Genomic DNA, 22,665 nt, shown 5'->3' on the forward strand with positions numbered 1-22,665 from the left:
CTACGACCGGGGCGGCAGGGGCGGCGGCGTCTGCCCGAACAGCGACGCCAGGGCCGGCACCTGGCCGGCCGGAGTCCAGCCGGTGAGCGCGGGCGACCACACGAGCGTCTGCGGGGTGAGGTTCATGGCGCGGAGTTGCTCCACCGGGAACGGGCCGGCGGACTGCCCGTTCTGCTCGACGTGGAAGACCTGCGCGTTCGGCAGCGGCGGCGGTCCGGGCTGCGCCGCCCCCTGCGGCGCGCCCTGCGCGGGCGCCTGCTGCTGGTTCTGGAAGTTCTGGGCGAACTGCTGCCCCATCGCCATCCCCATGCCGGCGCCGCCACGAACGAGGGCGGGGGCGGCCCTGCTGGAAGCGGCTCATGTCGCCGACGTTGCCGTAGTAGCCCTTCTCCTCCACGCCGCGGGCGACGCCGCGGGTCATGGCCTGCGTGATCTCGTCGGGCAGGGAGATGTTCAGCTCGATGGCCTCGCACGCGAGACCGTACTGCTGGTTGATCTTCGACTGCACGTACTCCTGCAGCTTCACGGCGAGCTCCCGTTGCCGGGCCTGCAGGTCGATCGCGCCCACGCCGGTCTCGATGAGCATCTCGGAGAAGGCCGTGGTGATGGTGCGGCGCAGCAGCTCGGCGATCTCGTCGGAGTCGACGTTGGAGTCGGTGCCGATCACCTGGCGCAGGAAGGTCGGCGAGTCGACCACCCGCACGACGCAGAGCCCGTTCGCGCGCACCTGGACCATGCCGAAGTCCTGGTCCCGGATGGTGATCGGGTTCGCCGTGCCCCACCGCAGGTCGGTGATGGGCCGGGTGTTGACGAAGTAGACCTCACTGCGGAAGGGGCTCTTGAAGCCGTGCGGCCAGCCCTGCAGCGTGGACATGACCGGCATGTTCTCGGAGACCAGCTGGTAGTTGCCGGGGCCGTAGCGGTCGGCGAGCTGTCCGCGGTAGACGAACAGCGCCTCCTGCCCCTCGCGCACGATGAGCTGCGCGCCGTTCTTGATCTCGTTGTTGTAGCGCGGGAACCGCCACGCCATCGTCGAGCGGTTGTCCTCCAGCCACTCGATGATGTCGACGAGTTCGCCCCGGACCCGGTCCATGATCCCCATCTGCGCTGCCACCCCTGTCGTCGTTGCCGTTCGGATTCCACGATAGCCACGCTCCTTGGCATCGGCTGAGCGCTCGCTGATGCCGGTTCGGATCGGGGCGATCCTGATCCGGCGTGTCGGTCGCTTCGCCTCACATTCCCGTGGGCGACGTCATACGCTGCATCCGGCCCCGACGACGGGGATCACCACGAGAAAGGCGCTCCAGATGGCAGGCAAGTTCGAGGTGTACGAGGACAACGCCGGCAAGTTCCGGTTCCGGCTGAAGGCCGGCAACGGAGAGGTCGTGGCCTCGGGCCAGGCCTACGCCTCGCGCAAGGGCGCCCACGACGGTGCCGCCGCGGTCGCGCGTGCCGCCGAGGGCGCGAAGGTGGTCGACGTCGACAAGGAGTGAGCCGCTGACCTGCGGCGCTTGACCTTGACATCGTGACAGGGTCTGGAATCGAGCCACCGACGATTCAAGGAGGTGGCCACCATGGCCCGGACCCTGCTCGATCATCAGAACGCCTCGATCCGCCTGCGCGCGGCCCTCGACGCCGGGACCTCCCCCGGGAGCGTCGACGCCGCGGCGCTCGTCGCGCGCTGCGCGGTCGAGCCCGACTTCTTCGTCCGCGACATGCTCACCTGGGCCCTGACCCGGCTGCCCGCCGCGTCGACGGTGCCGCTGCTCCGCGCGGAGCTCGCCTCCCCGGTCGCGCAGGCCCGGAGCCAGGCGCTGCACTCGCTGTCGAAGATCGGCGGCGCCGAGTCCGCGGCCGCGTTCGGTGAGGTCACGGCCCTCGCGGGCGACGCCGACGACGAGGTCGCGAAGGCGGCATGGCGCACGGCCGGGTCGCTGGCCCCGGACGCCGAAGCCCGACGGTCCGCCGCCCGCGCCCTGCTCGGGCAGCTGGGGCGCGGCGGCGCGGAGACCCGCCGCAGCCTGAGCCGGGCGATCCTCGCGCTCGGCGACGAGGGCGTCGCCGAGCTGGGAGGCGCACCCACGACGACGGACGCCGCGCGGGAGCACGTGGCGCAGACCCTGCAGCTGCTCGAGGACCCGGACTCCGGGTTCGCGGGCTCGGTGCACGAGGCGCAGCGCGTGGCGGCCCTCGGCCGCCCGGAATGACCGACGGGACGGACGGGGCGATGCAGATCGGCGAGGTGGCGCGGCGCTCGGGCGTCAGCGCGCGGATGCTGCGGCACTACGACGCGCTGGGCCTGGTCCGGCCGTCCCAGCGGTCGTCGTCGGGGTACCGCGAGTACTCCGACGACGACATCCGCCGGATCTTCCACGTCGAGAGCCTCCGTTCGCTCGGGTTGTCGCTCAAGGAGATCGGGCGCGCGCTCGACGACCCGTCGTTCGCGCCGGAACGGCTGGTCGCCGACATGATCGCGCGGAGCCGGGAGCGGATCCGACTGGAGACGGAGCTGCTGGAGCGGCTGCGCCAGGTCGCCGCCGCCGGCCCGACCGACTGGGAGCAGGTCCTCGGCGTCGTGGGCCTGCTCTCCCGGCTCGACAGCGTCGCGCCCGCCGCGCGGCAGCTCGCCGCGCTCACCGGCGCGGGGCGGGCTCCCGCCGACGCGCTGGCCCAGGCCCTGCTGAAGGAGGAGAGCACCAACGTGGCGGGCGCCCTGCGCTGGGCGCTCGCGCAGGCCGACGGCGAGGACCTCGCTCCCCTCGTCGAGGCGCTCGACTCCGCCGATCCGGCCGTGCGGCACCGCGCCGCCCTGGCCCTCGCCGAGGTTCCCGGGCAGGACGGGCCACTGCGGGCCGCGCTCGACCACGACGACGGTGCGGTGCGCATCGTCGCCGCCGTCGCCCTGGGGGGCCGCGGCGACGCCGCGGCCGCACCGCAGTTGCTGCGCATGGTGCGGGACGGCGAGAAGGACGTCGACGCGGCGGAGTCCCTCGGGGTGATCGCGGCCGCGGATCCCGCCGGGGAGACGATCAGCGCCGAGCTCGGGGCGCTCGCCCGGGATTCGGGCGACTACCCGGTGCGCCAGCGAGCGGTGCAGGCCCTCGCCGAGATCCCCACGGCCGGTGCCGAGGAGGCGCTGCGCGAACTCGCCGGCGACGCCGACGCGCGGATCGCGGGCACCGCCGCGTTCATCCTGCGGCGGACGGCTCGCTGACGAACTCCCAGTGCTCGCCCGAGGGGCCGAGGACCAGCAGGTCGTAGTGCCCGCCCGGTGCGGGCACCACCAACTCGTGCTCGCCGAGCACGTCGGCGTGCAGCGGCACGGAATCCGGTGCGTGGTAGGGGAAGAGCGTGAAGTGCGCGGACCTCGTCCCCGAGTTGGACAGGCGGACGCGGACACCGTCGGGACCGGGACTCGCGGTGGCCCCGGGGACGTAGGGCACGGGCCGGGCCGGGCGCTCGCCCGGCTCCTGGCCGGGCCGACGACCGACCGCCGGCGCGTGCGGCTTCCAGCGCGGGCTGAGCGACCCCACCGACTGCGGACGCGACCGCGCCGGAAGCGCCTGCGGTGTACGGAAGTCGAAGGCGCTGGTGAGGTCGCCGCAGACGGTACGCCGCCAGCCGGAGATCGCCGGGACGGAGATTCCCAGCCAGCGCTCGAGGAAGCGCAGCGTGGAGGTGTGGTCGAAGGTCTCCGAGGCCACGTGCCCGCCGACGGTCCACGGCGAGACCACGGTCATGGGTACGCGGTCGCCGAGACCGAGCGGCAGGTCGCCGACCCACTCGTCCGCCCGGTCGCGGGGCGGTCGCGGCGGCGGGACGTGGTCGAAGTAGCCGTCGTTCTCGTCGTAGAGCAGGAACAGCGCCGTCTTCCGCCACACCTCGGGGTTGCGCCCGAGCGCGTCGAGGATGCGGTGCACCAGATTCGCCGACGCCCGCGGCGAGGAGCCGCTGGGGTGCTCCGATTCCCGTTCGGAGGCCACGACGTAGCTGACCGTGGGCAGAGTGCCCGCGGCGATGTCGGCCGCGATCCGGTCGGTGAGCGTGCCGGTGGCGGTGCGGCGCAGGCCGCGGAAGAACAGGTCGCGCTCCTCGGCCCCCAGGGTCCGGGCCCGGGCGTCCACCTCCTCCGACCGACGGTGCGCCTCGTCCGCTGGCAGGCGCCGCAGCCCCTGGTAGAAGTCGTCGATCTCCGTGCCGAAGTCCGAGAAAACCGCCTTCGACACCGCCTTGAACCGGCGGAAGAACTCGATGTTGTTGTCCGTGAAGTTGTCCCACTCCTGATACACCTGCCAGGAGATCCCCGCCCGCTGCAGGATCTCGCCGATGCACGGCCAGTCGTAGCCGGAATGACCGCGGTCGTACGCGGTGTTCTCGACGGCGCGCTCGCCGGTGCCGGGCTCGTACCCGGTGGTGCCGGAGAAGAAGAAGTTGCGGTTGGGCGAGGTCGAGGTCGGCGAGCTGCAGTAGTAGTGGTCGCAGATCGTGAAGGCGTCCGCGAGCGCGTAGTGGAACGGGATGTCCGCGCGGTCGTAGTAGGCCATCGTCGAGTCGGTCTTCGCTGCGATCCATCCGTCGTGCCAGCCGTCCGCGAGCGCGGCGTGCCCGCCCTTCCACGTGTGATCGAGGGCGTCGATGTTCTCGGCGTCCATGCGCTGGCGGTCCGCCGCGCCCCGGACGGGGAAGGGCGGCACCGTCAGCCCCGATCGAGTGGGCTGCAGGAAGACGTCGTGACCGGAGCGCAGGCGGATCGCGGCGGGGTCGGCGAAGCCGCGCACGCCGCGGAGCGCGCCGTAGTAGTGGTCGAAGGAGCGGTTCTCCTGCATCAGGAAGATCACGTGCTCCAGGCCGTCGAGCCCGCCCGACGGGGCCGGCTGCGCCAGCACCTCGGTCAGCGACGACGGGAGCAGGCCCATGCCTGCGACGATACCGCCCGTGAGGGCTCCCCTGAGGAACGTGCGCCGATTCGCAGTGCTCACGATTCCACGCTGACGGATCCGGTTGAATCGGCGGTGGAGACGCCCTGAACGGACGTCGACGGTTCAGCGCCGGTAGCGCTCCGCGAAGCCCGTGCACAGCGCGTCGACCCCGGAGTGCAGCAGCGGCATCGCCGCGCACAGGTCTGGACGGTCCACTTCCACCAGCTCCTTGAGCAGCGGCAGTTCCTCGATGAGGGGGTTGTCCGCGAGGTCTGCGACGAAGCCCGCTCCCTCGAGCGACGATCCCGGGGCGAGCAGGAGCCGGCCGACCGCGCCGATGCCCGCGCCCTGCACCTGATTCCACACGTGCAGTGTGAGCTCGGCGGAGTCGGCGACCGTACCGGTGAGGTGGGTGAACGCCTCGACGAGCCAGTGGAAGCACGAGACGGCCGACGGCGCCATGGCTGCGCGCGGCATCGAGTGCGCCAGCAGCACCCACGGGTGATGCAGGTAGAGCCGCATGTCGGCCTCGGCGGCGACGTGCGTCCGCATGCGCCAGTCCGGGTCGCCGATCAGCTCCGGCGGGTACAGGTACTCCGCGCCCACGGCCGCGGCCATATCGCGGACCAGCGTGTCCTTGTCCGGAACGTGGCGGTAGAGGGACATGGCGCCTGCGCCGAGCGCGTCCGCGATGCGGCGCATGGACACCTTCTCGAGGCCGCCCTCGTCGGCGAGGCGGACGGCCTCGGCCACGATGGCCTCGCGGGTCAGAGTGGTCTCGGACACCAGCGCCCTTTCTCCGTTGACCGGGATCGACGATGCTGCGTACAGTGTACCCAGTCATCCTGCGTACGCCGTACGCGCCTGCCGTGAACATTCTGAGGAGTTCTTCGTGTCCACCACCCCGCGCCGCGCCTGGGCCGGTCTCGCCGCGCTGCTCCTGCCGGTGTTCCTGGTTTCGATGGACGCGTCGGTGCTGTACCTCGCGATGCCGCACCTCAGCGCCGCGCTCCATCCGACGTCGGCCGAGCAGCTGTGGATCCTGGACATCTACCCGTTCATGCTGGCGGGATTGCTCATCACGATGGGCAACCTCGGTGACCGCTGGGGCCGTCGCCGCCTCATGACCTGGGGTGCCGGGCTGTTCGGCGTCGCCTCCGTGATCGCCGCCTTCGCGCCGTCCCCGGCTCTGCTCATCGCCGCCCGCGCCCTCATGGGCGTCGGCGGCGCGACCCTGCTGCCGGCCAGCCTCGCGCTGATCGCCAACATCTTCCGCGACCCGAAGGCCCGCGGCATCGCGATCGGCGTGTGGACCGCGGCGTTCTCCTTCGGCATGGCGGTCGGCCCGGTCATCGGCGGCGTGCTGCTGCACCACTTCTGGTGGGGCTCGGTCTTCCTCATCAACGCGCCGGTCTTCCTCGCCTTCCTGGTGGCCGGCCCGCTGCTGATCCCCGAGTTCCGCAGCGACTCCGCGGCGCGCTTCGACCTGGTGGGCGTCGCGCTGTCGATGGCCGCGATCTTCCCGCTGGTCTACGCGGTGAAGGCGGCCGCCGGGCACGGCGTGGACGGAACCACGCTGGCGGTCGGCGGCGCCGGCGCGATCATGCTGATCGCGTTCGTCGTGCAGCAGCGCCGCACGGACCACCCGCTGATCCCGTTCGACCTGTTCCGCAACCGGTACTTCGCGATGGCCATCGCCGGCACGATCCTGGCGGTCTCGACGCTGAGCTCGATGTCGTACCTCACGGGCATCTACCTGCAGTCGGTCGTGGGCTTCGACGTGCTCGCGGCGGCCCTGCTCGGCCTGCCCGCGGCCGCCGTGGTGGCGTACTTCTCCATGCGAGCGCCCTGGATCGAGCAGTACCTCGGCCGGCGCAGCACGTTCGTCGCCGCGCTCCTGTTCTCCGCCGCGGGTCAGCTCCTGCTGGTGCGGCTCGGCACCGACGGTCCCGCCTGGCTGTACGTGCTCGGGACGGTGGTCGCGGGCGTCGGCTACGGCACCCTGTTCACCTTCGTCTCCTCGGTGGCGCTCGCCGCGGCGCCGCCGGAGCGCGCCGGGCAGGCCTCGTCGATGTCGGAGATGAGCTTCGAGCTCGGGACCGCGCTCGGCCTCGCCGTGCTCGGCTCCGTGGCGACAGCGGTCTTCACCCGGCACGACGGCATGTCGCGCACGCTCGGCGACACCCTGTCGCGCGCGGACGGGATCGCGGGGCCGGACGGAGCCGCGCTCGCCGACGCCGCCCGCTCGGCCTGGGTCGACGCGGTCACCACGACCGTCGGCGTCTCGAGCGTGATCCTGGTCGCGACCGCGATCGCCGCCTTCATCGTGATGCGCGACCGGACCTCGGAGCCGCAGCCGGCGGGGCGTACGGCGACGGGATCCGCAGACGCTATCGTCGTGGAATGACCCGCTCCCCCATCGATCTCGGTCCGCCGGCTGCGCTCTGGTCGACCACCGCGGTATGGGCGGCCCTGCAGGCCGCAGTCTTCCGAGAAACGGGCCTCGGCCCCGTCGCGGCCGGGATCGCGCACCGAGAGGACGGCGGCGGATCCTGGTTCGATCTGGCCCTGCTTCCCGACGGTCGCGCGTCGATCGTCGGCTTCGACCGCGATGTGGGCGCCATCGATCTCCAGGGCCGCGACGATCTGATCGCCGCCGGAGCGCTGGAGTGGTGGTTCGTCGCGCCGGACCCCGATATCGGCCACGCGAACTTCGCCTACGGCTACGACGGGGATGTCTGGACCGTCGTCGGTCACGTCGACGGCCTGACGATCGACGAACACTACATCGACAGCGCGTCGTGGGTCCTGGACTACGCGCAGGAGAGCTACGACGCGGAAGCCGACGACGATGACGACGAGTACTCGGCCGAGGAGGCCGACGCGCAGGCCGCCGTCGACGCCGGCGAGTACCTGGATGAGGCGCACCTGCGGAAGCTGTTGCCGGGCGACCACGTCGACGTGGCCCTGGGGGCGGCGACCGCGGCCCTCTACCGGAGGTGACCGAGACCTACGCGCCGCTGATCCGCCCCGGGACGTGCTCGTCACCTGCCCCTGCGGGTCAGCGCGGGGTCAGCCGGAAGACCGGGATCACGCGCCCCTGCGCCGCCTCCTCGTACTCGGCGAACCCGCTCGACCGCGCGACGAAGCGGGCCCACGCCTCGTCGCGCGCGGCTCCGGTCAACTCCTGCGCGGTGACCTCCGCGGTGGAGATCCCGCCCTCGTCGTTCGGGTACTCGATCTCGATGTCCGGGTGGGCCTTGAGGTTGTGGTACCAGGCGGGGTTCTTCGGCGAGCCGCCCGCGGACGCCGGCAGCAGCCAGCCCTCGTCGTCGTGGATCGCGGCCAGCGGATTCACCCGCGGCTCGCCGGATTTGGCGCCCGTACTGTGGACGAGCGCGAGCGCCCGGCCGAAGCCCATGGCGGTCACGGTGCCGTTGTTGGCGCGGAACTCGTCGATGATGCCCTGATTGAAGTCGCTCACGGCTTCATCATGCGCCCGCACCCGCGCCATCGCCACCGAGGGCTGATCCGTGCCGTCGCTCATCGGACCATCATGCGCCCCAGTAGGGTCGGATGCTGTGCAACCCCTCGATGCGTGGCGCGGGCCCCTCGAACGCTGGGACCTCTCCCCCGACGGTGCGCCCTTCGCCACCCCCGGCAGCGATCTGCTGCCGGTGCGGTGGCGGGGCCGCGCCGCGATGCTCAAGCGCGCCAACACCCCTGAGGAGCGCGCCGGCGCCGCGGTGCTCCGCTGGTGGGGCGGCGACGGGGCCGCGGAGGTCTTCGCGGACGAGGGCGACACCGTGCTGATGGAGCGGGCGACGGGCACCGGCGATCTCATGGCGATGGCGCTGGAGGGCCGGGACGACGAGGCCACCCGGATCCTGTGCGTCACCGTCGAGCACCTGCACCGGCCGCGCCCCGGAGCCCCCGCGACCGAGTTGACCCCCCTGCGGGACTGGTTCTCCTCGCTCGCGGCGGTCCGTGGCGACGACCCGCGGTACTCCCGGTCCTGGGCGGCGGCGGACGCCCTCCTCGCGGACCCGCGCGACGAGGTGGTCCTGCACGGCGACGTGCACCACGACAACGTGCTCGACTTCGGCGATCGCGGCTGGCTCGCGATCGACCCGAAGTGCGTCGTCGGCGAGCGCGGCTACGACTACGCCAACCTGCTGACCAACCCGGACCTGCCGACCGCGGCGGATCCGGTCCGCTTCGCCCGGCAGCTCGACGTGATCGCTGCAGAGGCGCGACTGCCTCGGGAACGCCTGCTGCGGTGGGTGCTCGCCTTCGCGGGGCTGTCGGCCGCGTGGTTCGACGAGGACGACGAGGCCGAGGAGCGGGAGCGGGACTTCGCGGTCGCGGATCTCGCCGCCGCGCACCTCGCGGGGGCGACGCCGTGACCGGCGGCCTGCCGGTCGTCCTGCTCCACGGCTGGCCCGTCACCGACCTGCACTGGCGACACCTGACCCCGCGGCTGAGAGACGCCGGGTTCGAACCGCTCCCGATCACGCTGCCCGGCCTCGGGTCCGGCGACGACGGAACGGGCGACTTCCGGAAGAGCGCGCTGGCGGCGCGGGTGCGGGATCGGCTCGCCGCGGACGGGATCGCGCGGTGCGCGGTGATCGGCCACGACTGGGGCGGCACCGTCGCGGTGAACCTGGCGGCCGCGGCGCCCGAAATCGTCGCCGCGCTCGTCGTCGAGGAGGAGATCCTGCCCGGGATCGACGTGGCGGTCCCATCGCCGGGGCGCGAGCACTATCCGGACTGGCACGGCGCGTTCAACCGCGCGCCGGGCCTGGCCGAGAGCCTCGTCCCCGGGCGGGAGGACGACTTCTACGGCGCCTTCCTGCAGCAGAGCGCCGGACCCGCCGGACTCGATCCTGCGGTCCTGGGCGCGTACGTCGATGCGTACCGCCCCACCGACGTCCACGTCGCGGGGCTCGCGCACTACCGCACCCGGGCGGACGATCTCGCCGACATCGCGGCACTGCGCGCCGACCCGATCCGGACGCCGGTACTGGCCGTCGGCGGACGGTACGCGATGGGCGCCGCGGTCGCGGAGGGCCTACGGCCGGTGGCGGCCGACGTCCGCGGCGTGGTGCTGGACGACTCCGGCCATTACCCGGCGGAGCAGGAGCCCGAGCGGACCGCGACGGTCGTCATCGACTTCCTGCGGCGGCACGGGGATCGGTGACGGAACCGGCGGTGTCGATCACCTCGTCGAGCACCTCCCGCGCCCGCTGCAGGTCGCGGATGCCCTCGTCGATCCGGTCGCGCTCCGCGCGCAGGGTGGCGGCGAGCCAGGGCGTCGCGGTCGCGTTCGGCGATCCGTCCTCGTCGTGGATGCACGGCAGCAGCTGCGCGATCACGCCGCTCGCGAGCCCGGCGGCGAACAGCTCCTGGATGCGCACCACCCGGTCGACGGCCCGCTCGGGATAGACGCGCTGCCCGGCCGCGGTCCGCGTCGACGCGAGCAGGCCCTTCTCCTCGTAGTACCGCAGCGAGCGCACGCTCACCCCGGTGCGCTCCGCGAGTTCGCCGATCCGCATCGCTTGCCCCTCACATCGGTGTCAGGTTCTAGCGTACGGACATGTCACTCCTCACGCCGTACCGCAGCCGAACCCTCGACCTCCCGAATCGCATCGTCATGGCGCCGATGACGCGCCTGCGGTCCGAGCCCGACGGCTCCCCGACCGCGGACGTCGCCGACTACTACCGCCAGCGGGCCGGCGCGGGCCTGATCGTCACCGAGGGCATGTGGCCCCACTCCTCCGGGCAGAGCGAAGCCCGGGTGCCCGGGCTCGCGACGGACCGTCACGAGCGCTCGTGGGCCCGGGTCGTCGACGCCGTGCAAGCCGAGGGCGGCCGCATCGTCGCGCAGCTCATGCACGGCGGGCGCAAGGGTCACCCCGCCGCCCGGATCGACGGAACGGTGCCCGCCGGACCGTCGGCGGTGCCCGACGGCGACGTGCTGCACCTGCTCGACGACTCCAAAGCGACGTGGCCGCGCCCCGCAGCGATGTCGATCGCCGAGATCGAGGCCACGGTCGCGCGGTACGCGGCCTCCGCACGGCGGGCCGTGGCGGCGGGCTTCGACGGCGTCGAGCTGCACGGCGCCAACAGCTACCTGATCCACCAGTTCCTCGCGGACAACACGAACCTGCGCGACGACCGCTACGGCGGATCGGTCGCGAACCGGACGCGCTTCGCGCTCGAAGTGGTCGACGCCGTAACCGACGCCATCGGCGCCGATCGCACGGCCCTCCGGCTCTCGCCCGGAAACCCGCAGTTCTCCATGATCGAGCGCTATCCCGCCGAGCTGTACCGCGGCCTCGTCGACGAACTGAACCGCCGCGGCCTGATGTACCTGCACCTGACCGACAACGACGACTACCCCGCGCTGGCGGACCTGCGACCTCGTTTCGACGGCACCGTCATCGCGAACGTGGGCGAGAACCGTGTTCCCACGTCGGCGCCCGCCGCCGAGCTGGCGCTGGCCGACGGTGCCGACCTGGTCTCCTTCGGCCGCGCGTTCATCGCCAACCCCGACCTGGTGGAACGGATCCGGCGCGGCCTGCCGTTGTCGGCGGTCCGCGACGACGTGCTCTACGGCCGCACCGCGGAGGGCTACTCCGACTACCCGTGCGCCGCGGTCTCAGCCGGCGGGGATCGGTAGCGGCGCGGGCGCGGTTCCGGCGCCGAAGGGGCTGCCGCCCAGCGCCTCCCGGCCGTGCGGGGTGAACCAGTTCTGCAGGTCCGGCCCCTTCGGCACGATGCCCGACGGGTTGATGTCGCGGTGCACCTCGTAGTAGTGCCGCTTGATGTGGTCGAAGTGCGTCGAGTCGCCGAACCCCGGGGTCTGGAACAGATCGCGCGCGTACGCCCACAGCACGGGCATCTCGCTGAGCTTCTCCCGATTGCACTTGAAGTGGCCGTGGTACACCGGGTCGAACCGGGCCAGCGTGGTGAACAGGCGCACGTCGGCTTCGGTGATGGTGTCGCCCACCAGGTACCGCTGCGTGGCGAGGCGCTCGGAGAGCCAGTCGAGCCGGGAGAAGAGCTGGTCGTACGCGGCGTCGTAGGACTCCTGCGAGCCGGCGAAGCCGCATCGGTAGACGCCGTTGTTGACGTCGCGGTAGACCAGCTTGTTCACCTCGTCGATCTCGCCGCGCAGGTCCTCCGGGTAGAGCTGCGGCGCGCCGGGTCGGTGGAAATCCGTCCACTCGAGCGAGAAGTCGATCGTGATCTGCGGGAAGTCGTTCGTGACGACGGCACCTGTCGGCACGTCGACGATCGCAGGCACCGTGATGCCCTTCGGGTAGTCGGGGACGCGCGCGAAATAGGCATCCTGCAGACGCGGGATCTGCAGCACCGGATCGAGGCCGCCGGGGTCGAGGTCGAAGGTCCACGACCGCTTGTCGTGCGTGGGGCCGGCGATGCCGAGGGAGATCGCGTCCTCGAGGCCCAGCAGCCGCCGCACGATGATGGTGCGGGTGGCCCACGGGCAGGCGTACGAGGCGACCAGGCGGTACCGGCCCGGCTCCACGGGATAGCCGTCGCGCCCGTCGCGGGTGATGCGGGTCTCGATGTACCGGGTGTCGCGCTCGTACGGCTTGTTCTCGGTGACGTAGCTGCCCTGTTCCTCGCTCATGGCATCAAGGTTAGTGACGCCCGCGGGGTAACGTCGAGTGATCGTTACCCGATACAAGCAGTGCCCGTCGATGGAGCCCGCGTCGACCTCCCGTCATGGAAGGACCGAAGCCATGCGCAAGCCTCTGATCGCCCTCGCCCTCTCCGCAGCGGCCGCCGCCTCCGTCGCCGGATCGGTCGTCGCCGGGACGGGCGCCGCCGGTGCCACGCCGATCGCCTGCCCCGAGCTCCCGCAGGACCGCATCGACGGCGCGATCCGCTCGATCGCGCCGCCGATGCCCGGCGTCCCGTGGCGCGTGACCGGGATGGGCGGCTCCGTCGACTGCACCCTGAACTGGGTGCGCCTCGACACGGACCGCGGCACCGGCAGCTCGCCCGTGCAGATCCTGCTCTTCGACCACAAGAAGTTCGCCGGGACCCCGACGCCGAAGGGCGACGCCTTCACCTCGGTCGTCGGCAGCAACGGGCCGGGCCAGATCACCATCCGGTTCAAGTGGCTAGCCCCGAACGACGCGAACGCGGCGCCGTCGGGCTCGGCCGACGTCCGGTTCCAGACGATGCCACAGGACACCCCGCAGCCGCTGGATCCGATCCCGCCGCAGGTCGCCGACTAGGTGTTAGCCCTGCGCCGCCGCCCACTCCTCCACGCGGGCGGCGCTCTCCTCGTCGCTGAGGTCCTCGACGCGGGTCATGATCGACCAGCGCACGCCGAACGGGTCGCGGATGCTGGCGAACCGGTCGCCGGAGACGAAGTTCGCCACCGGCTCCCGGACCGTCGCGCCCGCGGCCTCGGCGCGCGCGACCACGTCGTCGACGCTGCTGCAGTACAGCCCCAGCGAGTAGCAGTCGGCGTCACCGTCGGGCATGGGGACGAGGCCGAACTGCGGGTTGGGCTCGCCGAGCTGGAGCCGCCCGTTGCCGAAGTCGAGCTCGGCGTGGACGACGACGCCGCCCATCTCGGTGACGCCGAGCGAGCGGGCCCCGAAGACCGAGGTGTAGAAGTCGATGGCCGCCTTGGCGTTCGGGATCGCGAGGAAGGGCGTCAGCGAGGAGAAGGAGTGCGGGACGCCGTCGGTCGTGTGTGCACCGCTCGCGGCGGTGATGTTCTCTGTCATGCCGGCAACGCTACGAGTGCCGGCCGCCCCGGCGATTGAACATTCGCGACAGAACTCGGGCCTACGATCGATCCGTGAACCCCCGCGGCATCCTCTACCCGGCACAGCTGCCCACCTTCGAGCGCCGGGCGGCCTCCCCCGCTGCGGACCCGCTGGTGCGGTGGTTCTGGATCTCCCAGTGGGAGATCGCACCCGGCCGCACCTCCCGCCAGGACGTCCTGGCCTTCCCCGCCCTCAACCTCGTGGTGGAACCGGACCTCGTCGGGCTCGCGGGTGCGACCACGGAGCGATCGCACCGCGACCTCGTCGGCACCGGGTGGGCGGTCGGCGCGCTGCTGCGGCCCGCGGCGACGCCGGCCGTGACCGACGACGCCCGCGCGATCCTCAACGAGTATCCGGCCGTCGACGCCCCGGGCCTGCACGACGCCGTGGCGGCCGCCATGCGCACCGGAGACCTGGCCGGAGCCTGCCGCGCCGTCGAATCCTGGCTCACCGCACGGGTTCCGGCGGTGTCCGACGACGCCGCGCTCGCCAATCGGCTGGTCGTGGCCATCGAGGAGGACGAGGCCATCCTCACGGTGGAGGATGCGGCGGCCGCGATCGGCGTCTCGCCGCGGACGGCGCAGCGCCTCACCCGGCGCTTCGTGGGGCTCACTCCCCTCGCGCTGATCCACCGCCGCCGGCTGCAGCACGCGGCGCACCTGCTGAGCACCGAGCCCGACGCAACGGTCGCCGACATCGCGGCGGAGCTGGGCTACGCCGACCAGTCGCACCTGGTGCGGGACTTCCGCAAGGTCCTCGGATTCACGCCCGGCGGCTACCGCCGCACGGCGCGGTGATCAGTCCTTCCGGGTCACCCTGTCGGCGACTCCGTCCGACGCCTCTCGCGCCGTGTCGAGGTTCTCGCTCGCCAGCTTGACGCCCTCGGCGGTGGCCTCCGTAGCGATGTCCGCCGCGCTGGTGGCCATCCGGCTGATGCCGCCCTTCAGGTCGCCCTTCAGCACCTCGCCCGCGCCCTCGACGATCTCACCGGACTTGCGGACCGAGTCCGCCGCGATCCTGGTGACCGCCTCGATGTTGTCCTGGATCCGCTTGCCGATCATGGTGATCTCCTTCGCTCCGCCCCACTCAGTCTAGTCCGCGCAGGTCAGAGCCTTCCAGTTGCGCGCGCGAGGTGTCCTTGAGGTCGACGCCGGATCGACCGAGTCGCCGCGCCCCCACGACGAGGCCCGCCGCGATACGGGCGGCGTCGCTGTAGCCGAGACCCTCCGGCGGGTGGATGTTGGAGATGCAGTTGCGGTGCGCGTCGGTAACGCCGGCCCCGAAGTCCTCGGGGTCGGCGCGGTGCGTCAGGTAGATGCCGAGGCTGTCGGCCACGGACAGGCCCGGTCGCTCGCCGATGAGTACGAGCAGCGTGCGCACGCCGAACGCCCGCGCCACGTGATCGCCCAGCGCGACGCGCGATTGCGTCGCGACCACCGGCGGCGCGACGACGACGTCGGGCGGCAGGGCGGCGAGGATCGCCGCGGCCAGCGCGACGCCGTGGTCGGTGAGAGCGCGGGGCGAGAGGCCGTCGGCGAGGACCAGTGCCACGTCCGCAGTCACCGTCGGGAGACCGGACAGGTCTGCGGGCTCCCGGCCCAGGTCGGGGCGGCGGAGGTACTCGCCCCGGTCGGCGGCCCGGCTGGTGACGACGACGGGTTCGCCGAGTCCCAGGTCGCGGGCGCGGGTGACGAGATCGTCGGCATCGAGGGGTTGGTGGACGGCGTCGCGCGCCGCGGCGTGCGCGGCGGCGAACTCGAGAACGCGCCGGGTGGGCAGCGCATCGCCGGTGCGCCCCAACCCGATCCGCGACTGGGTCGTCGTCCTCAGGGCGTCCCAGAAGGCGCCGTCGGCGGGCCGACGTTCGGCACCGCCCGAGCGCTCGGGCGCGCTCACCGCGGGACTCCCGCAGCGAGTTCGCGCAAGGGTGACGCCTCGACGGCCACGTCGCGGAGGCCGCCGGACTCGTCGGTCATGCCCTGCCGCGCCAGCCAGGCGTCGAACTCCGGCGCGGGCCGCAGGCCGAGCGCACGGCGCACGTAGAGCGCGTCGTGGAAGGCGAGGGACTGGTAGCCGAGCATCACGTCGTCGGCGCCGGGCACGGTGATGACGAACGACACCCCGGCGACGGCGAGCAGGGTGAGCAGGTCGTCCATGTCGTCCTGATCGGCCTCGGCGTGGTTGGTGTAGCAGACGTCAACGCCCATCGGCAGGCCCAGGAGCTTGCCGCAGACGTGGTCCTCCAGACCGGCGCGCGTGATCTGCTTGCCGTCGTAGAGGTACTCGGGACCGATGAACCCGACCACGGTGTTGACCAGCAGCGGGTCGAGGTGCCGGGCCACGGCGTAGGCGCGGGTCTCGAGCGTCTGCTGGTCGACGGGCGCGCCGCCGGTGCCGAGGTGCGTGCCGGAGGACAGCGCGGAGCCCTGCCCGGTCTCCAGGTACATGACGTTGTTCCCGACGGTGCCGCGCCCCAGCTCCCGCGCCGCGGCGTTGGCCTCCTCGAGGAGGGAGATCGTCACGCCGAACGCGGAGTTCGCGCCCTCGGTTCCGGCGATCGACTGGAAGACCAGGTCGACGGGGGCGCCCTGCTCGATCAGCCCCAGGGTGGTGGTGACGTGGCTGAGCACGCACGACTGGGTGGGGATGTCGAAGCGGGTCCGCACCTCGTCGAGCAGGTACAGCAGGTCGGAGGTCGCGTGCGGCGAGTCGGTGGCGGGGTTGATGCCGATCACGGCGTCGCCGCAGCCCAGCAGGAGGCCGTCGAGGGTGGCGGCGGCGATGCCCCGCGGATCGTCCGTCGGGTGGTTCGGCTGCAGCCGCGTGGCCAGGGTGCCGGGAAGCCCGACGGTGGTGCGGAATCCCGCGGTGACGCGGACCGCCCGCGCGACGGCGATGAGGTCCTGGTTGCGCATCAGCTTGCTCACCGCCGCCACCATCTCCGGCGTGAGGGCCGGGCCGAGCGCGGCGAGCCGGGCACCGGCATCGTCGGCGACGGCGATCCGCAGGAGGAGGTCCCGCAGGTCCCCGACGGTGAGATGTGCGATCGGCGCGAACGCCGCGCGGTCGTGGCTGTCGATGATGAGGCGCGTGACCTCGTCGGACTCGTACGGCACGACGAGTTCCTCGAGGAGGGCGGTGAGCGGCACGTCGGCGAGGGCCCACTTCGCGGCGGCCCGCTCGGCGTCGGACGCCGCCGCGCAGCCGGCGAGCTGGTCACCGGAGCGCAGGGGCGTGGCCTTGGCCAGCAGGTCCGCCATCGAGGTGAAGGTGAAGGTCTCCCCGCGCACGGATTGGCTGCGGATCATGATTGCTCCGTTCGAGAGGTGGCTTCTAGTAGACGGTATCCGCGACGGAGCCCAGCGGGGCGCCGTCGGCGCCGCGGACCGGCACCTTCGCCCCGGAGGCGTCCGTGCCCGCGCTCGCGCACGCGTAGGGCTTCGCCTGCGGCTTCGGCTCGATGAACATGGGGTTCACCAGCCACTTGTCGTCCGCGTCGGCGTACGCCGTGCACATCAACTCGGGAACGTTGCGGTTGATCACCAGGCGCAGGCCGGTCGCGTCGCCGAGGAAGGTGATGTCGGTGACCGAGTCGCCGGCGGAGAAGACCTGCCGACGATCCGCCGGGGCCTGCTGCCAGGCCGCCGCGCCGGTGATGCCCAGGACCTCCTGGTTGACCAGGCAGCGCTTGCCGTCGATGTAGTTGATCATCGAGTCGTCGCCGTCGGGGACGTCTCCGCAGCCGCGCAGATGCGGGGCGATCCTCCCGTCCGCGACGACGGGGCGGATCCCGATCAGCTTGTCCGGGGCGAGGCCCACCTCGGGCGCCCAGGCCCGAACCACCGGCTGCGCCGACGCGGAGATGATCCGGACGTCGAAGCCGTTGGCGACGAGCGTGCCGATGAGGTTCTTGATCTGGCTGTAGTAGCGGACCCAGGCGGCGACCTCGGTGGTGCCGACGCGCTGCTTCGCGCCCTCGGGAGCGGCCAGCGCCTCAGTGCGGGCGGTCTTCGCGAAGTCCTCGATCTCGACCTCGGTGTAGCCGGCCATGAGCTGAACCACCCATGCGTACGCGGGCTCCATGCGCCGGTGGTCGAAGCCGGCGAAGGCGGGCTTCCCGCCGATCTCGGCATCGTCGACCACGGCGACGAGGGCGTCGGCGCAGCGGGTGTCGCGGTCCGTGGGCAGCGGCGAGCCGGGGGCGGCGAGCGTGGTCGGGCACGCCTCCGCGAGGGCCTGCGCCGCCTCGGGCACGAGGTACCGGCTGGTGGTGCGCCAGTCGCCGTTCGCGGGCTGCCGGATCTTGCCGGTGCGGATCATCCAGTAGGCGGTCGCGGAGCCGATGTCGTTGCGCACCACGGTGTTGTCCCAGTCGAACAGGGCGACCGGGGAGGCGCCGTCGTGACCGGGGCCGCAGTGGCCGCGCTCGGCGATCAGCTTCTGGAGGCGGTCGTGGTTCTCGCCGTACCAGCCCGCGTCCGGGGCGAGGGTGCGGCACTCGGCGGCCTTGTCCTGCGCGTCGTTCGTGGTGCAGCCGGCGATCGGGGCGAGCGCGAGGAGCGCCGCGGCGAGCAGCGCCGTGCGGGTGCGCCTCACTGGAGGTCCCGCTCGGCGTCTGCGAGGGCGGCGAACTCCTCGTCGGGCGAGTTCGCCACCAGGTGGTGGCGGCTGTACACGCCGAAGTAGACGAGGAAGGCCGCGAACGCGGCCAGGGTCAGGCCCGCCGCCGTCCGGTCGACGAGGAACGTCGCGACCACCGCGGCGCACGCGACGACCAGGGCGAACGAGGTGGTGACGATGCCGCCGGGCGTGCGGTACGGGCGCGGCATGTCGGGCTCGCGGCGGCGCAGCACGATGTGACTGATCATCATGAGCACGTAGCTCACGGCCGCGCCGAACACGGCCATGTTGAGCAGCATCGGGCCCTCGCCGGTGAGCGAGAGGGCGAAGCCGATCGCGCCGGGGACGATGAGCGCGAGGACCGGCGCCTTGCGGGCGTTGGTGACCGACAGGCTCTTCGGGAGGTAGCCGGCGCGCGAGAGCGCGAAGGTCTGGCGCGAGTAGGCGTACATGATCGAGAAGAAGCTCGCGACCAGGCCGGCCAGGCCGATGTAGTTGACCACCTTCGCGGCGGTGCCGTCACCCAGCGCCTCCACGAGCGGATTGCCCGACGCGGCCATGGCGTTCGCGCCGACGGCACCGGGCGCGAGCAGGAAGACCGTCGCGCCGGTCACGACCAGGATCAGCATCGCGACGATGATGCCGCGGGGCACGTTCTTCTCGGGCTCGCGCGCCTCCTCCGCGGCGAGTGGCACGCCCTCGATGGCGAGGAAGAACCAGATCGCGAACGGCACCGCGGCCCAGATGCCGAGGTAGCCGAACGGCAGCCAGCTGGAGGCGCCCGCGGCGTCGGTCACGGCGATGTCGGTGAGGTTGTGGGCGTCGAACTTCCCGATGGCGAAGACCGCGAAGATCACCAGGCCGACCAGGGCGATCGCGGTGATGACGAACATCGCCTTGAGCGCCTCGCCCGCGCCGGTGAGGTGGATGCCGATGAACAGCGCGTAGACGAACAGGTACACCCACCAGCCGTCGGTGATCCCGAACAGGTTGAGCGATTCGACGTACGAGCCGATGAAGGTGGCGATCGCGGCGGGCGCGATGGAGTACTCGATGAGGATCGCGATGCCCGTGGCATAGCCGCCCCAGGGGCCCATCGCACGTCGGGCGAAGGTGTAGCCGCCGCCGGCCGCGGGCAGCGCCGACGACATCTCGGCCATGCCGAGGACCATCGCGAGGTACATGCCGGCGATGACCACCGCGGCGATCGCGAGGCCGCCCCAGCCGCCCTGCGCGAGCCCGTTGTTCCAGCCGGCGTAGTCGCCGGAGATCACGTAGCTCACGCCCAGTCCCGCCAGCAGCACCCAGCCGGCGGAACCCGACCGGAGGGTGCGTTTGGCGAGGTAGTCGTCGGACTCGATGGTGGCGTCCACCCCGTCGTGGTGGAGCTGGTTCGGCGCCTGGCGCTCGTTACTCATGTGGGCCTTCCTGATCACGGTCGATCCTGTTCCCGGCGTGTTTCCGGAATCGGATCGGCGTGTTTCACCGACGGGTCTTGTCGGTGTGATCTGGAACACTACGAGTCAAGAGTTGCAGCGGGGTTGCAGCGCAGGTCGAGGACCGCCGGGGCCACCCAGCGCTGCAGGTACGCGCGCAGTTCGTCCTGCGTGCGAGGCGGGTCGCCCGGGGAGATGAAGAAGGACTGCATGATGCGCAGTTGGAATTCGACGAGCTCACGCAGCCGCTGCTCGTCGTAGCCGTGGGCGGGCCAGTCGACGTCGAAGCGTTGGATCATGGTTATCCCGAACGCCATGGCCTGACCGGAGGCGATCGCCTCGGCGTGCGAGTGCTCCCCCGCCAGCATGAGCCGCAGATGCGGGGCGCGCGGCACCTGATCGAGGGTGAAGACGATGCCCTCGACGACCGCTTCGGCCGGATCACCGATGCCGCGCAGGTGCGCGGCGAGCCGGTCGAGGAAGGCGCCGACGGCCTGGACGGCCGCGGCCTGGAGCAGGGCGTCGACCGTCGGGAAGTACCGGTAGACCGTCTGCCGGATCACGCCGAGCGCGTCGGCGACCTCCGCGATCGAGGTGGTGCCGCGCTCACCGATGAGTTCGACAGCGGCGGCAACGATGCGCGCGGCGGCCTCCTCATCGCCGGCGGGCGGCGAACCACCCCATCCCCTGCGTGCCATCGCCCCAGGCTACAGCTTCGCACGTTCTCAACATACAGAACGTGTTCTATGTGTATGTTCGGTCCATGACGGACCTGCACCCCCGCAAGATGGACTTCCACTTCGATGAGGCGCCCGTGCCCTTCCTGTGGAACCCGGACAACCCCGCCTTCTCGTCGATGATGAACGCGGTCAGCTTCCTCGCCGTCGGCTTCGAGAAGATGATCGTCAAGCTGATCCTGCAGCTGCGCAAGGAGTTCGCCGACCCCGAGGTCGCCGCGGAGGCGACGGCCTTCATGCAGCAGGAGGGGCACCACTCGACCGCGCACCGTCGGCACGTCCAGGCCCTGATCGCCCAGTACCCCGGCCTGGAGAACACCCTCGATGCGGTGATCGGCGAGTTCGACCTGCTCACCGAGGCGACCTCCACCGACTACCGGCTGGCGTACACCGCCGACCTGGAGGCGACGTTCACCCCCGTCTTCAAGCTCATGCTCGACAACGAGGCGGCGCTGTTCCGCCCCGGCGACGACCGGGTGGCATCGATGTTCCTGTGGCACTTCGTGGAGGAGGTGGAGCACCGCAGCTCCGCGCTGATCATCTACAACGCGATCGTGGGCAGCGAGGTGTACCGGATGCGGATGGCGCCGTCGATCTTCGCGCACGTGCTCAAGGTGATCCGGATCGCGTGCGCGGGCTTCAACCAGCACGTCCCGCTCCGGGACCGGAAGGTCGATGCCCTGTCGATGTTCGGCCGGTACCGGCTCAAGCAGAAGATGCTGGTCGCGGTGGCGCCGCACCTGACGAAGGGCGCCATGCCGCGCGCCTTCGACGTGCTGCCGAAGGCCGAGCAGGCCGTCGCGATGAAGGGCATCATCCGCAGCCAGATGCCGCTGCACGATCCGGCGCACGAGAACCTGCCGGTTCTCGCCGGCGAGTGGCTGCGCCGCTACGACCGCGGCGTCGATTGCACGCGCTGGTACGCCTCGGACGCCGCGATCGGGGCCTGACCAATGGATCTGTGCACGCCGACCTTCGACGCGCTCGCGCGCCGGATGGGCTTCACCTGCGACGACACCGGCGGACTCGTCTCCGTCCGCAGCCCGCTCCAGCTGGAGAACTGGACACTGCCGGTACTGGAGCTGACGATCATCGCCGGCTCGATCCTCATGCTGGTCCACGCCTTCCGGCGGTGGCGCGCCGGCGACGCGACGAACCTGGCGGTGTGGTTCGGCGCGACCGCGTACCTGTTCGTCATCGAGCCGCCGCTCTACTTCCCCGGCGCCTTCGGCATCGACGGCTACGTGGACACGATGTTCGCGCACAACCTCTTCACGGTCGAGTTCCTGTGGGGCCGGCTGCCGCTGTACATCGTGGCGATCTACCCGATGATGGCGACGATGTCGTTCGAGATCGTCCGCATGCTCGGCGTCTTCCGACGATGCGGGATCGTCCTCGGTGCGTGCACCGTCGGGCTGGTGCACGGCGCCTTCTACGAGATCTTCGACCACCTCGGCCCGCAGCTGCGCTGGTGGGAGTGGGCGCCGGAGAATCCCATCAACCTGCCGTTCTTCGCCTCGGTCCCGATGGGCTCGGTGGTCGTGTTCGCGGCGCTGTGGCCGATGTCGCTGGCGCTGTGCGTGCAGTTCATGGTCGGGCGGCACGTCGACGCGGGCGCGCGGTTCACCGGGCAGCAGCTGGTGTGGCGCACCGTCGTGATCGGGCTCGCGGCCTCCGTCGGCACGTTCGTCCTGCCCCTTCCCGCCACGATCCTGGGCCTGGCGGGCGATTCGGTGCGCGGCACCGTCTACGCCCTGGAGCTGGCCCTGATGGCCGGGGCCGCCCTGTACGCGATCCGACGGCGCCTGGCCCCCGGGGCCGGCGCGCCGTCGATCCCGGCGCACCGCAACCGCCTGGTCCAGATCTACGCGGCGGCGTACCTGGCGGTCTTCGCCCTGCTGTGGGCGACGGCGCTCCCCGCCTTCTTCGGCGCTAAGGACGGTGTGACGGCGGCCGGCGACCCCGTCGGGAACCTGCCCTTCACCGCGCTCTGTTTCCTGATCGCGATCGGGGTCGTGACTGCCGTCACACGGCCTGGAACAGGGGTGAACCGAACGGTTCGTGACGATCCCACAAGACACGGGGGTGAAGTTCTCACCTGAGGACAGCCGGTTGGGCGGTCCGATCCTGTTTCATAGAG

At 71.6% G+C, this 22,665-nt stretch carries 25 protein-coding genes and 1 pseudogene; 12 read left to right on the forward strand and 14 right to left on the reverse strand.

Translation table 11 applies throughout. The annotated features are described in order from the left end of the window. A complete protein-coding gene (locus LB823_RS24150) occupies positions 1 to 309 on the reverse strand; it encodes a DUF4339 domain-containing protein (protein WP_308011477.1) in 309 nt (102 codons plus the stop codon). 148 nt (positions 310 to 457) lie between these two features. After that, positions 458 to 1,102 (reverse strand): annotated as a pseudogene (locus LB823_RS20545) (SPFH domain-containing protein); the annotation flags it as partial. 205 nt (positions 1,103 to 1,307) lie between these two features. Between LB823_RS20545 and LB823_RS20550 the strand changes: the two are divergent. The 3 genes from LB823_RS20550 to LB823_RS20560 all read left to right on the forward strand — a co-directional run bounded on the left by LB823_RS20550 (position 1,308) and on the right by LB823_RS20560 (position 3,214). Beyond that, on the forward strand, positions 1,308 to 1,493 hold the full coding sequence (locus LB823_RS20550) for a DUF1508 domain-containing protein (protein WP_224650862.1): 186 nt from the start codon (positions 1,308 to 1,310) through the stop codon (positions 1,491 to 1,493). An 81-nt stretch (positions 1,494 to 1,574) separates the two neighbouring features. Continuing rightward, on the forward strand, positions 1,575 to 2,207 hold the full coding sequence (locus LB823_RS20555; RefSeq protein WP_224650864.1) for a HEAT repeat domain-containing protein: 633 nt from the start codon (positions 1,575 to 1,577) through the stop codon (positions 2,205 to 2,207). After that, the gene (locus tag LB823_RS20560) at positions 2,204 to 3,214 is read left to right on the forward strand and encodes a HEAT repeat domain-containing protein (RefSeq protein WP_224650866.1); all 1,011 of its coding nucleotides are present in this window, start codon (positions 2,204 to 2,206) and stop codon (positions 3,212 to 3,214) included. Before LB823_RS20555 ends, LB823_RS20560 begins: the two co-directional genes overlap by 4 nt. On the opposite strand, the gene LB823_RS20565 is transcribed toward LB823_RS20560, so the two are convergent. Beyond that, complete coding sequence (locus tag LB823_RS20565; RefSeq protein WP_224650869.1) at positions 3,189 to 4,979, reverse strand: phosphocholine-specific phospholipase C; 1,791 nt, start codon at positions 4,977 to 4,979, stop codon at positions 3,189 to 3,191. The genes LB823_RS20560 and LB823_RS20565 overlap by 26 nt on opposite strands. Positions 4,980 to 5,042: 63 nt before the next feature. Then, positions 5,043 to 5,705, reverse strand: a complete 663-nt coding sequence (locus tag LB823_RS20570; RefSeq protein WP_224650881.1) for a TetR/AcrR family transcriptional regulator — start codon at positions 5,703 to 5,705, stop codon at positions 5,043 to 5,045. 106 nt (positions 5,706 to 5,811) lie between these two features. Between LB823_RS20570 and LB823_RS20575 the strand changes: the two genes are divergently transcribed. Next, entirely contained in the window at positions 5,812 to 7,326 is a 1,515-nt protein-coding gene (locus LB823_RS20575; protein ID WP_224650883.1) for an MFS transporter, read from the forward strand. Further along, positions 7,323 to 7,922, forward strand: a complete 600-nt coding sequence (locus tag LB823_RS20580; RefSeq protein WP_224650885.1) for a hypothetical protein — start codon at positions 7,323 to 7,325, stop codon at positions 7,920 to 7,922. Before LB823_RS20575 ends, LB823_RS20580 begins: the two co-directional genes overlap by 4 nt. Positions 7,923 to 7,980: 58 nt before the next feature. On the opposite strand, the gene LB823_RS20585 is transcribed toward LB823_RS20580, so the two are convergent. Next, complete coding sequence (locus LB823_RS20585) at positions 7,981 to 8,403, reverse strand: nitroreductase family deazaflavin-dependent oxidoreductase (RefSeq protein WP_224650954.1); 423 nt, start codon at positions 8,401 to 8,403, stop codon at positions 7,981 to 7,983. A 97-nt stretch (positions 8,404 to 8,500) separates the two neighbouring features. On the opposite strand from LB823_RS20585, the gene LB823_RS20590 reads away from it, so the two are divergent. Together LB823_RS20590 and LB823_RS20595 are read left to right on the forward strand one after the other, a co-directional pair. Next, positions 8,501 to 9,325, forward strand: a complete 825-nt coding sequence (locus LB823_RS20590; protein ID WP_224650887.1) for an aminoglycoside phosphotransferase family protein — start codon at positions 8,501 to 8,503, stop codon at positions 9,323 to 9,325. Further along, positions 9,322 to 10,119, forward strand: a complete 798-nt coding sequence (locus tag LB823_RS20595; protein ID WP_224650888.1) for an alpha/beta fold hydrolase — start codon at positions 9,322 to 9,324, stop codon at positions 10,117 to 10,119. Before LB823_RS20590 ends, LB823_RS20595 begins: the two co-directional genes overlap by 4 nt. Here the strand turns inward: LB823_RS20595 and LB823_RS20600 are convergent. Beyond that, positions 10,085 to 10,474 carry a MerR family transcriptional regulator gene (locus LB823_RS20600; protein WP_224650891.1) on the reverse strand — a complete coding sequence of 130 codons (390 nt, stop codon included), beginning with the start codon at positions 10,472 to 10,474 and terminating at the stop codon, positions 10,085 to 10,087. The two genes, LB823_RS20595 and LB823_RS20600, sit on opposite strands and share 35 nt — an antisense overlap. Positions 10,475 to 10,515: 41 nt before the next feature. Between LB823_RS20600 and LB823_RS20605 the strand changes: the two genes are divergently transcribed. Beyond that, positions 10,516 to 11,601, forward strand: coding sequence for an alkene reductase (locus tag LB823_RS20605; RefSeq protein WP_224650893.1), 1,086 nt, complete (start codon positions 10,516 to 10,518; stop codon positions 11,599 to 11,601). On the opposite strand, the gene LB823_RS20610 is transcribed toward LB823_RS20605, so the two are convergent. After that, entirely contained in the window at positions 11,581 to 12,576 is a 996-nt protein-coding gene (locus LB823_RS20610; protein WP_224650895.1) for a glutathione S-transferase family protein, read from the reverse strand. The two genes, LB823_RS20605 and LB823_RS20610, sit on opposite strands and share 21 nt — an antisense overlap. 112 nt (positions 12,577 to 12,688) lie before the next feature. On the opposite strand from LB823_RS20610, the gene LB823_RS20615 reads away from it, so the two are divergent. Then, positions 12,689 to 13,189 carry an LppP/LprE family lipoprotein gene (locus tag LB823_RS20615; RefSeq protein WP_224650898.1) on the forward strand — a complete coding sequence of 167 codons (501 nt, stop codon included), beginning with the start codon at positions 12,689 to 12,691 and terminating at the stop codon, positions 13,187 to 13,189. A gap of 3 nt (positions 13,190 to 13,192) precedes the next feature. Here the strand turns inward: LB823_RS20615 and LB823_RS20620 are convergent, their stop codons facing one another. Then, positions 13,193 to 13,690 carry a glyoxalase/bleomycin resistance/extradiol dioxygenase family protein gene (locus LB823_RS20620; RefSeq protein ID WP_224650900.1) on the reverse strand — a complete coding sequence of 166 codons (498 nt, stop codon included), beginning with the start codon at positions 13,688 to 13,690 and terminating at the stop codon, positions 13,193 to 13,195. A 74-nt stretch (positions 13,691 to 13,764) separates the two neighbouring features. Here LB823_RS20620 and LB823_RS20625 point away from each other — a divergent pair, with 74 nt between their 5' ends. Continuing rightward, entirely contained in the window at positions 13,765 to 14,529 is a 765-nt protein-coding gene (locus tag LB823_RS20625; protein WP_224650902.1) for a helix-turn-helix domain-containing protein, read from the forward strand. Here the strand turns inward: LB823_RS20625 and LB823_RS20630 are convergent, their stop codons facing one another. The 6 genes from LB823_RS20630 to LB823_RS20655 all read right to left on the reverse strand — a co-directional run bounded on the left by LB823_RS20630 (position 14,530) and on the right by LB823_RS20655 (position 20,486). Beyond that, on the reverse strand, positions 14,530 to 14,793 hold the full coding sequence (locus tag LB823_RS20630) for a hypothetical protein (RefSeq protein WP_224650904.1): 264 nt from the start codon (positions 14,791 to 14,793) through the stop codon (positions 14,530 to 14,532). Between the two features lie 25 nt (positions 14,794 to 14,818). Continuing rightward, entirely contained in the window at positions 14,819 to 15,628 is an 810-nt protein-coding gene (gene eutC, locus LB823_RS20635; RefSeq protein ID WP_224650907.1) for an ethanolamine ammonia-lyase subunit EutC, read from the reverse strand. Beyond that, complete coding sequence (locus tag LB823_RS20640; protein ID WP_224650910.1) at positions 15,625 to 17,040, reverse strand: ethanolamine ammonia-lyase subunit EutB; 1,416 nt, start codon at positions 17,038 to 17,040, stop codon at positions 15,625 to 15,627. The genes eutC and LB823_RS20640 overlap by 4 nt, the downstream gene beginning before the upstream one ends. A gap of 25 nt (positions 17,041 to 17,065) precedes the next feature. Then, positions 17,066 to 18,328: a haloacid dehalogenase-like hydrolase gene (locus tag LB823_RS20645; RefSeq protein WP_224650912.1), complete on the reverse strand. Its 1,263-nt coding sequence runs from the start codon at positions 18,326 to 18,328 to the stop codon at positions 17,066 to 17,068. Next, positions 18,325 to 19,770 (reverse strand): ethanolamine permease, encoded by a 1,446-nt coding sequence (gene eat, locus LB823_RS20650; RefSeq protein ID WP_224650914.1) that lies wholly within the window; start codon positions 19,768 to 19,770, stop codon positions 18,325 to 18,327. The genes LB823_RS20645 and eat overlap by 4 nt, the downstream gene beginning before the upstream one ends. Before the next feature lie 98 nt (positions 19,771 to 19,868). Further along, positions 19,869 to 20,486, reverse strand: a complete 618-nt coding sequence (locus LB823_RS20655; protein ID WP_224650916.1) for a TetR/AcrR family transcriptional regulator — start codon at positions 20,484 to 20,486, stop codon at positions 19,869 to 19,871. Positions 20,487 to 20,551: 65 nt separating this feature from the next. Here LB823_RS20655 and LB823_RS20660 point away from each other — a divergent pair, with 65 nt between their 5' ends. Next, positions 20,552 to 21,475: a metal-dependent hydrolase gene (locus LB823_RS20660; RefSeq protein WP_224650918.1), complete on the forward strand. Its 924-nt coding sequence runs from the start codon at positions 20,552 to 20,554 to the stop codon at positions 21,473 to 21,475. 3 nt (positions 21,476 to 21,478) lie between these two features. Beyond that, positions 21,479 to 22,627, forward strand: coding sequence for a hypothetical protein (locus tag LB823_RS20665; RefSeq protein WP_224650931.1), 1,149 nt, complete (start codon positions 21,479 to 21,481; stop codon positions 22,625 to 22,627). Positions 22,628 to 22,665 lie beyond the last annotated feature (38 nt).

It is taken from the genome of Tsukamurella sp. M9C (assembly GCF_020169415.1).
Lineage (GTDB): Bacteria > Actinomycetota > Actinomycetes > Mycobacteriales > Mycobacteriaceae > Tsukamurella.

Excerpts from the sequence above, each read along its gene's own strand:
- LB823_RS20560 (WP_224650866.1), top strand. The coding sequence starts at position 2,204 with ATGACCGACGGGACGGACGGGGCGATGCAGATCGGCGAGGTGGCGCGG.
- eat (WP_224650914.1), bottom strand. The coding sequence starts at position 19,770 with ATGAGTAACGAGCGCCAGGCGCCGAACCAGCTCCACCACGACGGGGTG.
- LB823_RS20655 (WP_224650916.1), bottom strand. The coding sequence starts at position 20,486 with ATGGCACGCAGGGGATGGGGTGGTTCGCCGCCCGCCGGCGATGAGGAG.
- LB823_RS20555 (WP_224650864.1), top strand. The coding sequence starts at position 1,575 with ATGGCCCGGACCCTGCTCGATCATCAGAACGCCTCGATCCGCCTGCGC.
- LB823_RS20665 (WP_224650931.1), top strand. The coding sequence starts at position 21,479 with ATGGATCTGTGCACGCCGACCTTCGACGCGCTCGCGCGCCGGATGGGC.
- LB823_RS20630 (WP_224650904.1), bottom strand. The coding sequence starts at position 14,793 with ATGATCGGCAAGCGGATCCAGGACAACATCGAGGCGGTCACCAGGATC.
- LB823_RS20615 (WP_224650898.1), top strand. The coding sequence starts at position 12,689 with ATGCGCAAGCCTCTGATCGCCCTCGCCCTCTCCGCAGCGGCCGCCGCC.
- LB823_RS20605 (WP_224650893.1), top strand. The coding sequence starts at position 10,516 with ATGTCACTCCTCACGCCGTACCGCAGCCGAACCCTCGACCTCCCGAAT.
- LB823_RS20660 (WP_224650918.1), top strand. The coding sequence starts at position 20,552 with ATGACGGACCTGCACCCCCGCAAGATGGACTTCCACTTCGATGAGGCG.
- LB823_RS20640 (WP_224650910.1), bottom strand. The coding sequence starts at position 17,040 with ATGATCCGCAGCCAATCCGTGCGCGGGGAGACCTTCACCTTCACCTCG.
- LB823_RS20580 (WP_224650885.1), top strand. The coding sequence starts at position 7,323 with ATGACCCGCTCCCCCATCGATCTCGGTCCGCCGGCTGCGCTCTGGTCG.
- LB823_RS20600 (WP_224650891.1), bottom strand. The coding sequence starts at position 10,474 with ATGCGGATCGGCGAACTCGCGGAGCGCACCGGGGTGAGCGTGCGCTCG.
- LB823_RS20550 (WP_224650862.1), top strand. The coding sequence starts at position 1,308 with ATGGCAGGCAAGTTCGAGGTGTACGAGGACAACGCCGGCAAGTTCCGG.
- LB823_RS20610 (WP_224650895.1), bottom strand. The coding sequence starts at position 12,576 with ATGAGCGAGGAACAGGGCAGCTACGTCACCGAGAACAAGCCGTACGAG.
- LB823_RS24150 (WP_308011477.1), bottom strand. The coding sequence starts at position 309 with ATGGGGATGGCGATGGGGCAGCAGTTCGCCCAGAACTTCCAGAACCAG.
- LB823_RS20620 (WP_224650900.1), bottom strand. The coding sequence starts at position 13,690 with ATGACAGAGAACATCACCGCCGCGAGCGGTGCACACACGACCGACGGC.